The 13,860-nt window shown below is 42.9% G+C and carries 13 protein-coding genes; 1 reads left to right on the forward strand and 12 read right to left on the reverse strand.

Annotation, left to right across the window (positions count from 1 at the left end; translation table 11 throughout):
- Window positions 1–31: 31 nt before the first annotated feature.
- The 12 genes from rlmN to FTT68_RS08600 form a co-directional block, all read right to left on the reverse strand.
- Window positions 32–1,267 carry a 23S rRNA (adenine(2503)-C(2))-methyltransferase RlmN gene (gene rlmN, locus FTT68_RS08545; protein ID WP_180083986.1) on the reverse strand — a complete coding sequence of 412 codons (1,236 nt, stop codon included), beginning with the start codon at window positions 1,265–1,267 and terminating at the stop codon, window positions 32–34.
- A gap of 122 nt (window positions 1,268–1,389) precedes the next feature.
- Window positions 1,390–1,821: a nucleoside-diphosphate kinase gene (ndk, locus tag FTT68_RS08550; RefSeq protein WP_005182388.1), complete on the reverse strand. Its 432-nt coding sequence runs from the start codon at window positions 1,819–1,821 to the stop codon at window positions 1,390–1,392.
- A 108-nt stretch (window positions 1,822–1,929) separates the two neighbouring features.
- Window positions 1,930–2,130, reverse strand: coding sequence for a Fe-S cluster assembly protein IscX (iscX, locus tag FTT68_RS08555; protein ID WP_005182385.1), 201 nt, complete (start codon window positions 2,128–2,130; stop codon window positions 1,930–1,932).
- A 94-nt stretch (window positions 2,131–2,224) separates the two neighbouring features.
- The gene (locus FTT68_RS08560) at window positions 2,225–2,776 is read right to left on the reverse strand and encodes a phosphatase PAP2 family protein (RefSeq protein WP_005182381.1); all 552 of its coding nucleotides are present in this window, start codon (window positions 2,774–2,776) and stop codon (window positions 2,225–2,227) included.
- A 32-nt stretch (window positions 2,777–2,808) separates the two neighbouring features.
- Window positions 2,809–4,092, reverse strand: a complete 1,284-nt coding sequence (locus FTT68_RS08565; protein WP_180083984.1) for a glycosyltransferase family 1 protein — start codon at window positions 4,090–4,092, stop codon at window positions 2,809–2,811.
- 167 nt (window positions 4,093–4,259) lie between these two features.
- The gene (locus tag FTT68_RS08570) at window positions 4,260–4,679 is read right to left on the reverse strand and encodes a hypothetical protein (protein ID WP_005182377.1); all 420 of its coding nucleotides are present in this window, start codon (window positions 4,677–4,679) and stop codon (window positions 4,260–4,262) included.
- Between the two features lie 14 nt (window positions 4,680–4,693).
- Complete coding sequence (locus FTT68_RS08575; RefSeq protein WP_180083982.1) at window positions 4,694–6,994, reverse strand: fimbria/pilus outer membrane usher protein; 2,301 nt, start codon at window positions 6,992–6,994, stop codon at window positions 4,694–4,696.
- A gap of 20 nt (window positions 6,995–7,014) precedes the next feature.
- Window positions 7,015–7,719 carry a molecular chaperone gene (locus FTT68_RS08580; protein ID WP_180083980.1) on the reverse strand — a complete coding sequence of 235 codons (705 nt, stop codon included), beginning with the start codon at window positions 7,717–7,719 and terminating at the stop codon, window positions 7,015–7,017.
- A 69-nt stretch (window positions 7,720–7,788) separates the two neighbouring features.
- Complete coding sequence (locus FTT68_RS08585; protein ID WP_160241615.1) at window positions 7,789–8,310, reverse strand: hypothetical protein; 522 nt, start codon at window positions 8,308–8,310, stop codon at window positions 7,789–7,791.
- Between the two features lie 1,144 nt (window positions 8,311–9,454).
- Window positions 9,455–10,471: a ketol-acid reductoisomerase gene (gene ilvC / locus FTT68_RS08590; RefSeq protein ID WP_005182373.1), complete on the reverse strand. Its 1,017-nt coding sequence runs from the start codon at window positions 10,469–10,471 to the stop codon at window positions 9,455–9,457.
- A 104-nt stretch (window positions 10,472–10,575) separates the two neighbouring features.
- Window positions 10,576–11,067, reverse strand: coding sequence for an acetolactate synthase small subunit (ilvN, locus tag FTT68_RS08595; protein ID WP_005182370.1), 492 nt, complete (start codon window positions 11,065–11,067; stop codon window positions 10,576–10,578).
- Window positions 11,064–12,791: an acetolactate synthase 3 large subunit gene (locus FTT68_RS08600; RefSeq protein WP_035363671.1), complete on the reverse strand. Its 1,728-nt coding sequence runs from the start codon at window positions 12,789–12,791 to the stop codon at window positions 11,064–11,066. Before FTT68_RS08600 ends, ilvN begins: the two co-directional genes overlap by 4 nt.
- A 707-nt stretch (window positions 12,792–13,498) precedes the next feature.
- Between FTT68_RS08600 and FTT68_RS08605 the strand changes: the two genes are divergently transcribed.
- A complete protein-coding gene (locus FTT68_RS08605; protein WP_005182363.1) occupies window positions 13,499–13,852 on the forward strand; it encodes a DUF4124 domain-containing protein in 354 nt (117 codons plus the stop codon).
- Window positions 13,853–13,860 lie beyond the last annotated feature (8 nt).

Consider the following 13,860-nt stretch of genomic DNA (forward strand, 5'->3'; position numbering starts at 1 on the left):
TTAGTCAATGGACCTCTCCCCCTAAATTTAATTATCCTTGAGAGCGCATAATTTCATTTCGCTCTGCAACTTTCTTTTTCCACTGTTCCGCACGACGGGTACGGTCTGCCACCTGTCCCACCAGCTGGCCACACGCAGCGTCAATATCATCACCACGTGTCTGACGAATCGTACACACAAATCCGGCATCAGACAAAGTTTTTTGGAAAGAAATAATCCGGTTCCGGCTTGAACGGCCATATGGCGCATGCGGGAACGGGTTAAACGGAATTAAATTGATTTTGCTTGGCAGGTCTTTGAGCAGCTTGATCATCTCTTTGGCATGTTCAATGCTGTCATTCACGCCATCGAGCATGACATATTCAATGGTCACGTGCTTACGCGCACTTTCGTTGCCATCTTTTTTGATATAACGCTGGCAGGCTGCAATCAGCTGTTCCAGTGGATATTTCTTGTTGATTGGCACCAGCTCATTGCGCAGTTCATCGTTGGTGGCGTGTAAAGAAATCGCCAGCGCGACATCAATATCTTCAGCCAGCTGGTCAATTTTTGGCACTACACCCGAGGTCGACAGCGTTACACGGCGTTTTGACATGCCATAGGCGAAGTCATCCAGCATAATACGCATCGAGTTTAAAACTGCATCATAGTTCAGCAGCGGCTCGCCCATGCCCATCATCACCACGTTGGTCACTGAACGCTCACGCTCAGCCACAGGCACTTCTTCCATATAGGAATAGTTGGCCATCCACAACTGACCAATGATTTCAGCTTGAGTCAAGTCACGCTGAAAGCCCTGTTTACCGGTTGAACAGAATGAACAGTCCAGAGCACAGCCCACTTGTGAAGAAATACACAGGGTCTTACGTGAGCCGGTTTTGTCTTCTGCCGGAATCAGGACCGTTTCAACCAAGGAACCGGCACCATCACCGACACGGAACACCCATTTACGCGTACCATCTTTAGAATAGTTTTTATGCACCACATCGGGCGCTTTAATTTCACATATCTGTTCCAGTTTTGCGCGCAACTTGCCTGAAATATTGGTCATTTCGGCAAAATCGGTTACAAAATACTGGTGAATCCATTTCATCACCTGGCCGGCACGAAACTTCTTCTCGCCTAAATCTTCGAAGAATTTTTCCAGCTCAGCACGCGACATGCCCAGTAAATTCACTTTCTGCACAGAAGTTGATTGCGCTGGAGTGGACAAAGATTGTTGCTGCTCATCAGATGTTGCAGATGAAGCGACCACTTCATTACTCATGTGTATTACCTAAATCATGTCTGAGGATGAAAGGAGATGCTCAAGATCTGAGCGAGGGATTATTCAGAGAATAAAAAAACCAGATAAGTATAATAACACTTATCTGGTTTGAATACTGCGTATTAACGAGTACGTGGAGCAATCTCAGTTTGAGCGAAGAAGTAGTTAACTTCACGGTCAGCAGATGCTACAGAGTCAGAACCATGAGCAGCGTTTTCGTCGATGCTTACAGCGAAGTCTGCACGAATTGTACCAGGAGCCGCTTCTTTAGGATTTGTCGCGCCCAGGATTTCACGGTGAGCAAGAACTGCGTTTTCACCTTCAAGAACTGAAACAACAACTGGACCAGAAGTCATGAACGCAACTAAGTCAGCGAAGAAACCACGTTCTTTGTGCTCAGCGTAGAAGCCTTCAGCTTCAGCTTGAGTCAAGTGTTTCATTTTAGTTGCAACGATTTTAAGACCCGCTTTTTCAAAACGTGCGAAGATTTCGCCGATTACGTTTTTAGCAACTGCGTCTGGTTTAACGATAGATAATGTACGTTCGATAGCCATGATTGGCTCCTTAAAGTCAAAGTTGACAGAAATTTTGCCGCATTATACCGAAAAATGGGCTTTTTTCTGCGTTTAATCTGTAAAAAAATCGGTTTTTTGAGGTCGCTGTTAACGTGCTTCGTCAATCCATGCCATTTGAATGGCTTCTAACAGACCTTCGGTTGACTTGGTCGGATCATCTTCAAAATCTGGAAGTGCACAAACCCAGGCATGCAGGTCAGTAAAACGGATCCATTGCGGATCGACATCTGGATGTGCTTCATACAGTTCAATGGCGATATCGATGCTATCTGTCCAACGTAAACCCATGTCTATTCCTAAGGCAGTTTAGTGTGATGCACTACTTTAGCAAATTTTGCAAATGCTGTACCAGCTTTGATAGGCCGTACCGCCGGTGAATGGGCTATAGCGCAATTTCCAGATACGGCGCAGCCGAAATAATGCCGCTGGCCACCAGACCGCCAATTAGTGCACCGACCGCCACATCACTGGGATAATGCAGCCCCAGCACCATACGCGACAGCGCCACCAGAATGGTAAAAGGTAACATCAACACCAGCAGTAGCGGCTGAATGTAGCCCAGCACTGTGGTAATCATGACCGCGTGCAAAGTGTGACCAGAGGGAAAACTAAAGTGATCAAGCGGACGCTCGCCCAGGCGAATCACCTGATGTACCTGATAAGGACGGGGACGCACGGTTTTGCTTTTAAGCAGTTTATAGATGCCTGTACCGACTGATCCACCTAACAGCAGGTAGATAATCTGTAATCCATACAGCAGACCCTGCCATAACCAGACTGTGGCCAGCATGACATACCAGAATAAACCGTCGCCTAAACGGCTCACCACTTTAAAGAAATAAGCCACCCGCTCGGAGTGGGAAAAATGATTGAGATACAAACAGCCTTTCAAGTCGAGATCAAGTATTCTTATTTTTGCATTTTTAAGTTTCATTCTATGCTCTCCTTTAAGCTTGAGCTTAAAATCTAGGTCGTCATATGCGACTCCTGCACCACCCGATAAAGTGCCTGTTCAAATTGTTGGATCGGATATTGCCAGCCGATATGCTGGGTAGATTCACGGGCTTTTTTACCCATCTGTCTTAATACTTTTGCGCTTGGTAACTGATAAATCGAACGCATAATTCCGGCGACATCACCCAGTGGACTAAGCCAGCCGGTTTCATCTTGCTTGACATGCAAATTGGCGCAGGCATAGTCATACGCCACGACTGGCAAGCCGCTGGCCATGGCTTCAAGCACCACATTGCCAAAGGTTTCTACCTGGCTGGCAAAGACAAACACATCTGCACTGGCATAAGCTTCAGCCAGTTTTTGCCCGCTTAAGCTGCCCATAAAAATGACTTCGCCATCGGTGTTTAGCCCTTCCAGACGTTTCAGGTCTGGGCCATCGCCTACCACCACCAGCTTGGTTGGGTATTTGGCAATGGACTGCATGGCCCGATAGGCATCAATCACCACGTTCACTTCTTTTTCTGGCGACACCCGGCCTACATAAAGCAGGACCCGGGTCTGTTCATCGGCACCCCAACGTGAACGTAAGACCTCTGAACGATGTTGTGGTGAGAACCTGTCGACATCGACCCCACGACCGACGACCACCAGTGGACCATCCACACCAAACTGGCGTAAAGACTGCTCGGTATCGGTACTGGGTACACAGGTCAGTTGCGTATTGTTATGAAACCAGCACAGATAACGCTGGATCGGTTTGACCAGAAAAGCCAGGTCAAAAAAGCGGCTAAAATCCTGAAAGGCAGAGTGAAAACCGCTAGATACCGGAATCTGCTTGGATTTTGCTACCTGTAACGCAGCCAGACCCAGCGGCCCTTCGGTCACCACATGCACGATATCTGGCTCAAACTCATCCATGGCGGTAGAGAGTTTATACAGCTGTGGCCAGCCAAACTGCAGATGACCATATTTCGGAATAGACTGCGCCTTGACCAGACATTCTTTGTTGGGACTAAAATCGGTACAAGGTTGTTTTTGTTCAGGACGAATCAGTAGAATTTTATGTCCCAGTTTTTGCAATCCTTTGCACAGTTGTAATAATGAATTGGCCACACCATTAATTTCTGGCGGCCAGGTTTCTGTCACTAACGCAATTCTTAAACGAGGTCGCACCAGCTCTTCAATTTCAATGACTTCATTAATCGCGTTTTTTTGTTTTTCCTGTTTAAAATAAAATTTAAAATTCTCAGGAATATTAGGCGACTTTAATACCAGTGTGCGTGAAGACGCTGACATCCGCGTATTCCTCTGTTGTTGTTGTCTGCCCAGCATAATCCTTACAGTTTGCAGTTTTATGATAAATTCATGAAATTAATTTCATACTTGTATCAAACTCGTGGTATTGCACCCGCCTAGTTAAAGGCTTGGAAAAATATTCGATATTTCCAATATTTAAAGCATAATTAAAACATCAAATTAATATATAGACTGTCCCGGTATACACCGGCAGGTGTTCTTGCCGTTGGACGTTCCATTAATTGAACCAACACCACAAATTTATCTTGACCAGTAGGGGCCTGACTAAGCGGAACATTCCAGCGTGAAGAACTGGCGCCACTAATATTCATCTGGGTTCTGAGCTTATAATTCTTCTCATTCACCAGATAACTGCTGCCTGTACTATTCACCAGATTTCGGCTATTAAATTTAATAGCATAACGACTATCACAATTCACCGAAAAGGAAGTCGCAGCCTGACTTAAATAAGAGGCATTCAAATTCAATTGAGTTGCCGTTAAACGCTCAATTTGGCATTGTCTCGCATGTGCCAGAGACAGACTGCTGCTGATACAACAGACTAAAAACAGTACACTCGCTTTCATCACCCCTACTCCTTTTATTTACACACAAGTTCAACCGGTACAGTTATATCTTGTGCCTGAGCTGAAACCTGTAATACAGCGCTACAGGTTTGCGCCTCTCGGGTTTTAATCCGGACACTATAATTCCCTGGAATCAAGCCATATAAAGTGACCGTTCCATCCGAACCAATCGGATAAACCTCGCCACCTTCATTGTTAATATGCAGCTCTGATCCCGGTACAAAACTGCGATTTTGGACATCTACCGGCCGGATACGAACCTGTTTAGCATGGAAAACCGGGAAATTGATTTTGTAGCCGCGCTGGTTTAACGCGGTAATTTGTTTACTTGAATAAAGAATTTTATCTTCGATAGGTAACTGATTTTCATCAAAGGCAATGTCGTATTTCACATAAGGAATAATGTCATGCACAAAGGCATAGCCGTCTTTGTTGGTTTTATCGACATAAACCAGTGAGCGTAGAATATCAATATCTTGATAATCCCCGACTTTGACCAAACCAAAAGCATGTTCAACAATTTTGGTAAAACTTAGCTGATTACCCAACCAGACAACAGCACCACGATAAGCCAGTTGCGAGTCACGCGTTTCCTTGCCCTGAACATGGTAAAAATCTAGATCACCCACCTTGGTTTTCAGCAGGCCATTTACATTATAAAGTGTGTCATCATTGCGATGATTCACACCGACAGCATAGTCAAAGCCGACCTGACTCGAGTCACTTTTTACCAGCTGCAGGTTGGTGTTCTGGTCTGCAGACTGACTAAAATAGACGGATTTATCATTATCAAAACTATAACTAAGAGATAATATCCCGCCAGAATCTTTACGATCGCCAAAGGCATTGAAATAACTGAGCCCGACAGCAAATCGGCGTCCAAAATTTCGGTTAAATCCAACATTGATCACCCGCTGGTTCTGCTGTTCAAATTCAGGATGATCATAGTATTTCTGTTCAGCATAGTTCAGATTAATATTGTGCACATAAGGCACATTGGTCAGCCCTAAATACACCAGATTTTCAAATTTTGGATAATTCGAAACATTGTCCAGATCATCGCCTAAAAACTTAAAATCCCGTTCGGTATACTTGGAACTGGCACCCAGTGAAAAATTCCCGAAATCCTTGCTGGCGGATAAACCATAGGAATAGTTCATCTGATTCCGGTCATCATGCGAGACCATGACCACACTGTCTACAATTAAAATATTACTAATGGCCTGAGTCCACATAACCCCCGCATTCTGAATATCTTCACTATAGGACAGGTTGGTTCCCAAAGTGGTTGCGTTAGACAGCCCCCTGCGGTAAAAGCCATTAACAAAGAAATCCCGATAATCGCTACTGTCCAGATTGTAGTTATAACGCAGCTTACCTAAGGCAATATTATATTCATTTAGGCCATCACGTAATAAACGGTTAGTGACCAGTACCGGAAAAGTTTGCACACTGCGGTTACCTAAAACATCTTCAACTACAATTTGTGCATCACCCGCCTGCTGAATTTGCGCCCCTGTTTCCAGCATGTAATCACCCGGGCTGACTTTCTGGCTATAAATGCTCACCCCGTTAATAAACAGCTCAACAGTAGATGGAATACGCGCGCTACCCTGTAAGGTTGGAATATTCCAATAGACAAAACTTGGACGCTCGGTGTAGTTGGTTCCCCAGTTTAAGCCGGCAAAACGCAAAGAATTAATTAACGGGTTATAGGTTGTTGTGGTATCGCCCAGGGTTAGACGGGTCATGCTTTCTGGAAATTCCAGATCAAAACTGCTATTTAAACGTACTACCTGCTCCTCAACAGAGGTATTCTGATACAGCACCGAATTCTTGAGAATCCAGTAATCTTTAAAGATCCCCAACTCGGCCAGACCACTATAAGCTTCATTTGAATCGCTGTTGGCATAGACCCAGTCATAATTCAAAAAGCCACCAAAACTGGCTTTTTCAGGAATCACTTTCTGGTTAAAAACGTTTAAATCGGATTGAAAATAGTGAGTGGGGATGGTTAATTTAATGGACTGCGATGAACTATCAAAAACCGCTTGAATATCGCCTTCACTGACCAGACAGAAATCCGCACGCTGCTGATGTTTCTTTAACTTTTGCACTTGAATTTGCCGTTCGGACAGCACATCACAACCCATATAATAATGCTGCCCTTCTGTGATTAAAATAATATCAGTATGATGATCAAGTTCATTAATCCACAGATTGGCAAGACTTTCTTCTATCGGATTTTCATTCGCATTCGCTGCGAAGCTAAATAAAATATGAACAACAATAAACCACCGATTTTTTATATTCATCGCAAATTCCCCTTATACCGCTAGTCCGAGAATTTAAGCTCCACCATGTTATCGTTCTTATCCGTAAAAAATTGGACAGTATACTTTTTTGGATCTGCAATCTTGGTTCCATTTAACTCATAGCTGTAATTCATTTTGGCCAATAAGTAAGCCATAGTATCGGCCTTAAACACTTCCTTCTTATTGGCATCAACAATCTTCAAATTATTAATCTGAACATGCGAATTGGCCTGATTTTGTGCAACCAGCCGGTTATTCTCAATATTAAATTTAACGTTCGTGTCTTCCTGCTTACCGACAAATAAAGGCAGGTTAAAGCTGAGCAGAAAGTTAACTGAGGTTTCTTTCACGGCCTGTGGAATTTCTTCCACCAGAATGCGCCATGCACCCTCCTGATTACCGGTGAGTACCGACTCTAAAGGACGATTAAAACCAACACGGATAGTCTGTTTGCCATTCGGCTGCAGAATAAAGTTTTTGGGATTTAAAATAAGGCTGTCATCTGGTACCAAAATATTCTCACCATTGCCTTGTTGCGTCCATTTAAAGGCTTTAATTTCAAAAATTTTTGCTTCAGTTTCATCTGTAGATTCTAAAGTAAGCGTTGTGGTTCTTTGTTTAGCCTGACTGTTGATATACATCTGAACCGGGTCAATAGAAACACCTGCATAACTTGCAGATGCATAACACAGCGATGAAACTAAAAAGGCTATTATTTTTTTCATATTATTCCCCAGCTTTTATAACGAAAAAGCCCAACTTGGTCCGAAGACCAAGTTAGGCGAAACACTAAATTAGTAGAACACTTTGATTTTATAAGTGTCTGAATATGTACCTGCACGCTGGAATGGAGCTACTGCCGAGTTAGTAACCGAAACAGTATAAACATCATCTGCTAGACCATCATGGTTACTGTTACCCCAAGCAATCGCACCACCACCTGTTTTTGTTGTTGTGATTGTAGTTGGAATACGTACTGTGCCATCATCTTCATGCTTAACATATGTACTTGCATTGGTACCATTGTTTGCAGTTGTAATATTTAATACATAGTGAGTATTACTTCTTACTGTATAGTTAGATGTTTTGGTACCACCGGCTTTGCTCAACTCAATTGCTGATCCGCCTTTAATTTCACATTTTTTTGGAACTTCTAGTTTAATTGGAATATCTTTTTCACAACCTAAAGTTGTACAGTTATTCCAGTTATGTTTACCACCTGGTTTACCAGCTGTTTCAGCTTCTGTTGCATAAATTACTGATGAGCAAGTACCTGCAAATAATACCGCCATAGCTGTTTTAATTAATGTAGACATGTCGTGTTTCTCCATAACTTTAATATAAGAACCATTTTTCTAATCACTCACCCAAACCAGAATGTCTTTAGACTGATTAAAACCCGATCCTGAGCAAGTCCTTTTATTGTAGGTATTCCACAGAAAAAACCATCTATACGGGATTTTTCACACAAGGCTAAGTATTTATTTTTTAAAATTATTTTTCTTGCTTAATCGACTGTTTTTGGGCTAATTCTCTTTTTTTGGTGACCCAAATTCTCCTTGCTACTTGGGTCACTATTTTTAGGGAATTTTTTTCTAACCAGTTTTTTAAGATAAAAACAAATAGATGTTTTTTATAAAAAATATTAAATATCCTTAATAAACATTCCTTTACATTTATTACACTTTTTTTTAGTTTTCCCTAGAATATTGGAATTTTCCACCAAAAATTAATTGAAATTTCACGTATTTTTAAAAAGCCTGACAATTTAAACAGATTATTTGATTGTTATTTTAAATATAAAATACTTAGTAGTGGGGATAGCCTTATTCAATAAACTGTCAGGAAGAAATAATAAAATACATAAAGCACATCAGAAAAAACCAAAGCGGCCCAATCTGTTTTATTCCTGATTCATTTTTTACTTTTTTCGCATTTATTCATTTTTCACTCGACTTTTAATCTGAGTAAAAAATAATTCTTCTAAATAAAAGTATTTTTCAGCCAATTTAGTACCCCTATGCGATTAATTATCTCACTCAGTACAGTAGTTCTTTTTCATGCCGATGATCTGGCAGCGACGTCAATGCAGCACTTTAAGTGAAGCGCAAGAAGTAGAAAAACAGTGTTTTGTATGACGTACAAGGAAGAAAAGCACTCCTTTGAATGAAGCAAGGCACACAATATTAAATGTAAAAAAACCACTCTAGTGAGCGGGTCTTCGCGTTCAAATCAAATGATTCGAGAAATTAGTTCTTTTCTTTGTCTACGATTTTGTTTGCTTGAATCCAAGGTATGAGCAAGCTCAGAACACTGTTCTGAGTGAAGTGCAAGGAAAGAAAAGCACTGCTTTCTTTTCTTTAAGGCACGGAAGTTAACTTAACTCAGTAAGCTCTATTTTTAAATGACATAAAAAAGCCCCTGTGAAACACAAGGGCTTTTTGGCTCAGAAATTAGAACTTAGTTCTTTTCTTTATCAACGATTTTGTTTGCTTGAATCCAAGGCATCATCGCACGCAATTTAGCACCAGTTACTTCGATACCGTGAGCAGCGTTTTGACGACGACGAGCAGTCATAGATGGGTAGTTCAACGCACCTTCCTGGATGAACATCTTCGCGTATTCACCAGATTGAATACGTTTAAGCGCATTACGCATTGCTTCACGAGACTGTTCGTTGATGACTTCAGTACCTGTTACGTATTCGCCGTATTCAGCGTTGTTTGATACAGAGTAGTTCATGTCCGCGATACCGCCTTCGAACATTAAGTCAACGATCAATTTAAGTTCGTGTAGACATTCGAAGTAAGCCATTTCAGGCGCATAACCCGCTTCAACCAGAGTTTCGAAGCCCATTTTAACCAGTTCAACGGCACCACCACAAAGAACCGCTTGCTCACCGAACAGGTCAGTTTCAGTTTCTTCACGGAAAGAAGTTTCGATGATACCTGTACGGCCACCACCTACGCCTGAAGCGTAAGAAAGTGCAAGGTTACGTGCGTTACCAGAAGCATCTTGGTGAATCGCGATAAGATCAGGAACACCTGAACCACGTTGGTATTCAGAACGTACAGTGTGACCAGGTGCTTTAGGTGCAACCATGATTACGTCTAAGTCAGCACGTGGAACAACTTGGTTATAAAGAACAGAGAAACCGTGAGCAAATGCTAAAGTTGCGCCTTGCTTGATGTTTGGCTCAATCACGTCACGATAAAGTTGCGCTTGGAACTCGTCTGGAGTCAAGATCATCACCACGTCAGCTTGTGCAACTGCAGCAGGAACTTCAGCAACTTTAAGACCTGAATTTTCAGCTTTTTTCCAAGAAGCTGAACCAGCACGTAAACCAACAGTTACGTCAACGCCAGAATCTTTAAGGTTAAGCGCGTGCGCGTGACCTTGTGAACCGTAACCAATGATCGCTACTTTCTTAGATTGGATGATAGATAAGTCGCAGTCTTTATCGTAAAAAATTTGCATTGCTGTCTCCGCTTAAATGCTTTTGATTCCTGTCCGCTAGGGCAATTTCTTTATTCAGCTTGCTAGCGCCTCTCCCAGCCGGGAGAGGTGAATTCTTTGTTAAATTAAATAGTTAAAACTTTTTCGCCACGTGCGATACCCGATACGCCTGAACGCACCACTTCCAGAATGGTGTTCTCAGCCAACGCATCAATAAAGCCATCAAGCTTTTCTGTGGTACCGGCAATTTGAATGGTATAGGTCGTTGGTGTCACATCGACCACCTGACCACGGAAAATATCGGCAGTACGCTTGATTTCATCACGTGCTGAACCCAGTGCCTTGACTTTAATCAGCATCAGTTCACGCTCAATATGCGCGCCTTCAGACAAATCTACCACTTTGACCACTTCAACCAGCTTGTTCAGCTGCTTGGTAATCTGCTCAATTTTGTGGTCATCACCATAAGTAGTGAGTGTCAAACGTGACAAAGTCGGGTCTTCAGTCGGTGCTACGTTCAGCGTCTCAATGTTATAACCACGTTGAGAGAACAAGCCCACTAAACGAGAAAGCGCACCAGCTTCGTTTTCAACGAGAACGGAAATAATGTGTCTCATTCTGTACGCTCCCCTTTTCCTAACCACATATCTTTCATGGACTGACCGGCAATCTGCATCGGATAAACGTGTTCAGTACGGTCAACCATCACGTTAATAAATACACATTTATCATTGATGGCCATGGCTTCAGCCAGCTTCGATTCAAGCTCATCGGCATGGTCAATCTGGATTCCCACGTGACCATACGCTTCCATCAGCTTGGCAAAGTCAGGTAAAGACTCTACATATGAGCTTGAGTGACGACCTTCATAGTTCATATCTTGCCACTGTTTTACCATACCCAAGGCACGGTTGTTCAGGCACAGAATTTTCACGTTCAAACCGTATTGCTTACAGGTCGACAGTTCCTGAATACACATCTGGATGGATGCTTCACCAGTAATACACACCACCTGCTGGTCTGGATACGCCAGTTTCGCAGCCATTGCATAAGGTAAGCCTACACCCATGGTGCCCAAGCCACCCGAGTTGATCCATTGACGTGGACGCTTATATTTGTAGTAAAGCGCACCAAACATCTGATGCTGACCAACGTCAGAAGTAATAATGGCCTCACCATTGGTCACTTTATCTAAAGCTTCAACCACCTGTTGTGGCTTCATGGTGCCATCAGTTGGCTTTTCATATTTCAGACCATGAACTTTACGCCATTCATTGATCTGCTCCCACCATGCTGCAATCGCTTCAGGATTTGGCTTCGACACATTCATCTGTTTCAGCTGTACCAGCATCTCCTGGAGTACAGGTTCAACTGCGCCCACAATTGGAATGTGCGCCATGATGGTTTTAGAAATTGTTGCCGGGTCAATATCAATATGAATGACTTTAGCATTCGGACAGAATTTTGCCGGATTGTTGGTGACACGGTCATCGAAACGCGCGCCGACACACAGAATCACGTCTGCATTGTGCATGGCCATGTTGGCTTCATAGGTACCGTGCATACCGAGCATGCCGATGAATTGCGGATCATCACCCGGGAATGCGCCCAAGCCCATTAAGGTATTGGTCACCGGATAACCCAGAATATGCGCCAGCTCAGTTAACTGTGCTGCGGCATTGCCCTGCACCACACCACCGCCTGAATAAATCACTGGACGTTTGGCATGAATCAGTTCATCAATCGCTTTACGGATTTGACCTGAGTGACCACGATGTGGTGGTTGATACGAACGCATCTTCACTTTTTCAGGATATTCGTAGGCAAATTTTTCTGCCGGATTGGTCGCATCTTTTGGAATATCAACCACAACCGGACCAGGACGGCCAGATGACGCGATATAGAATGCTTTTTTAATAATTGATGGAATTTCGCTGGCATGACGCACCTGGAAACTGTGTTTTACGATTGGTCGGGAAATCCCCACCATATCGGTTTCCTGGAACGCATCTTCACCAATTAAATGAGAAGCAACCTGACCTGACAGAATCACCATTGGAATGGAGTCCATATAGGCTGTTGCAATTGGGGTAACGGTGTTGGTTGCACCTGGACCTGAAGTCACCAGCACCACACCGGTCTTACCGGTTACGCGCGAGTAAGCATCAGCCATATGGCCTGCTGCCTGTTCATGGCGCACAAGGTAATGATTGATTTTGTCTTGTTGAAAGAACGCGTCGTAAATGTGTAAAACGGCGCCGCCTGGGTATCCAAATACATGTTCAACGCCTTCGTCCGCTAATGCACGAACGAGCATTTCACCACCAGATAAAAGTTCCAACGTGATTCACCCTAATCTTAATCACTGCGAAATGGGAGGCATTTGCAGCGTTTCATTAATTCATTGTTGCACTGTTATAGCACACATATTTCATAGTTTTCATCGCAATAGGAAAAATTTGTGATCTGATTGCTGATTGAGCAATATGAGATCTAAAAACATGTTGGGATAAACACGTTTCACAGCTTTGTTCAGCTTCTCGGCTAGAGAAGTTGCCCATTGCATGACATGACACTTATTCGAAGGGTGATCGATCTAAGGCATATAAAACTAAAGACAGCATTTTTGTAGTTTCGTCCCCTAAAGTCAAGTTTAAAAATTGGCTTTTTTCCTAAACTTGGCTGTGTGCCTGTTTTTTAAACATATCTGGTTTTCAAGCATTACATAGAAAAATTTAAATTTCCGTTATAAAACATGATATTTCATGTGTTTGCCTTTATTTCACATAAATTTTAAATATAAAATACATAAAAAAAATGAATGAATTTTATTAAATAAAAAATCGTTTATTTATAATTCACCCATCAAAATGGATCATTCTGCAGCAGTAAAATGGTTATTTCAGATACAACAGCCGAGGATATTCAGGCGCAGATTCATGCAGTTATTTTTCATCTTCCAGCCTAAAAATTCATCAACTTTGGCGCCAATTATTGCTAAGATAAACGCGCAGATTGATCAGCTGAATACAGCATGAGGATAACAAGATGAATCGCTCTATTTTAACTTGGGGATTATGTTCAGTAGTCGCACTGGCCAGCGCCAATGTGATGGCCAAACAGTACTACAAATGGGTCGATGCCAATGGTTCAACCCATTACACCACCACCCCGCCACCGAAAAATGCCAAGAAACACGGCAAAGTCGATACTTACGGTTGGCGCAACTCTGCCCCAACGACTTCAGCGCAAACGGCGGCAGCGAATAATACGCACAGTCCAACCACAGCACAGACAGCGAACACGCCAGCAACCGCTCCCGAGATGGATTCACAGCAACGTGAAGCCAATGCTGCCCTGCAGCAAGCCCAACAGGAACGTGCCAATCCGCAAGTTTTTTAAGTTTCTGC

Source organism: Acinetobacter sp. Q85-2 (genome assembly GCF_013420555.1).
Classification (GTDB): Bacteria; Pseudomonadota; Gammaproteobacteria; order Pseudomonadales; family Moraxellaceae; genus Acinetobacter; species Acinetobacter indicus.

Coding starts and splice junctions, on each gene's coding strand:
- ilvC (WP_005182373.1), bottom strand. CDS start 10,471: ATGCAAATTTTTTACGATAAAGACTGCGACTTATCTATCATCCAATCT.
- FTT68_RS08560 (WP_005182381.1), bottom strand. CDS start 2,776: ATGAAACTTAAAAATGCAAAAATAAGAATACTTGATCTCGACTTGAAA.
- ilvN (WP_005182370.1), bottom strand. CDS start 11,067: ATGAGACACATTATTTCCGTTCTCGTTGAAAACGAAGCTGGTGCGCTT.
- ndk (WP_005182388.1), bottom strand. CDS start 1,821: ATGGCTATCGAACGTACATTATCTATCGTTAAACCAGACGCAGTTGCT.
- FTT68_RS08605 (WP_005182363.1), top strand. CDS start 13,499: ATGAATCGCTCTATTTTAACTTGGGGATTATGTTCAGTAGTCGCACTG.
- FTT68_RS08580 (WP_180083980.1), bottom strand. CDS start 7,719: ATGAAAAAAATAATAGCCTTTTTAGTTTCATCGCTGTGTTATGCATCT.
- rlmN (WP_180083986.1), bottom strand. CDS start 1,267: ATGAGTAATGAAGTGGTCGCTTCATCTGCAACATCTGATGAGCAGCAA.
- FTT68_RS08575 (WP_180083982.1), bottom strand. CDS start 6,994: ATGAATATAAAAAATCGGTGGTTTATTGTTGTTCATATTTTATTTAGC.
- FTT68_RS08585 (WP_160241615.1), bottom strand. CDS start 8,310: ATGTCTACATTAATTAAAACAGCTATGGCGGTATTATTTGCAGGTACT.
- FTT68_RS08565 (WP_180083984.1), bottom strand. CDS start 4,092: ATGTCAGCGTCTTCACGCACACTGGTATTAAAGTCGCCTAATATTCCT.
- FTT68_RS08570 (WP_005182377.1), bottom strand. CDS start 4,679: ATGAAAGCGAGTGTACTGTTTTTAGTCTGTTGTATCAGCAGCAGTCTG.
- iscX (WP_005182385.1), bottom strand. CDS start 2,130: ATGGGTTTACGTTGGACAGATAGCATCGATATCGCCATTGAACTGTAT.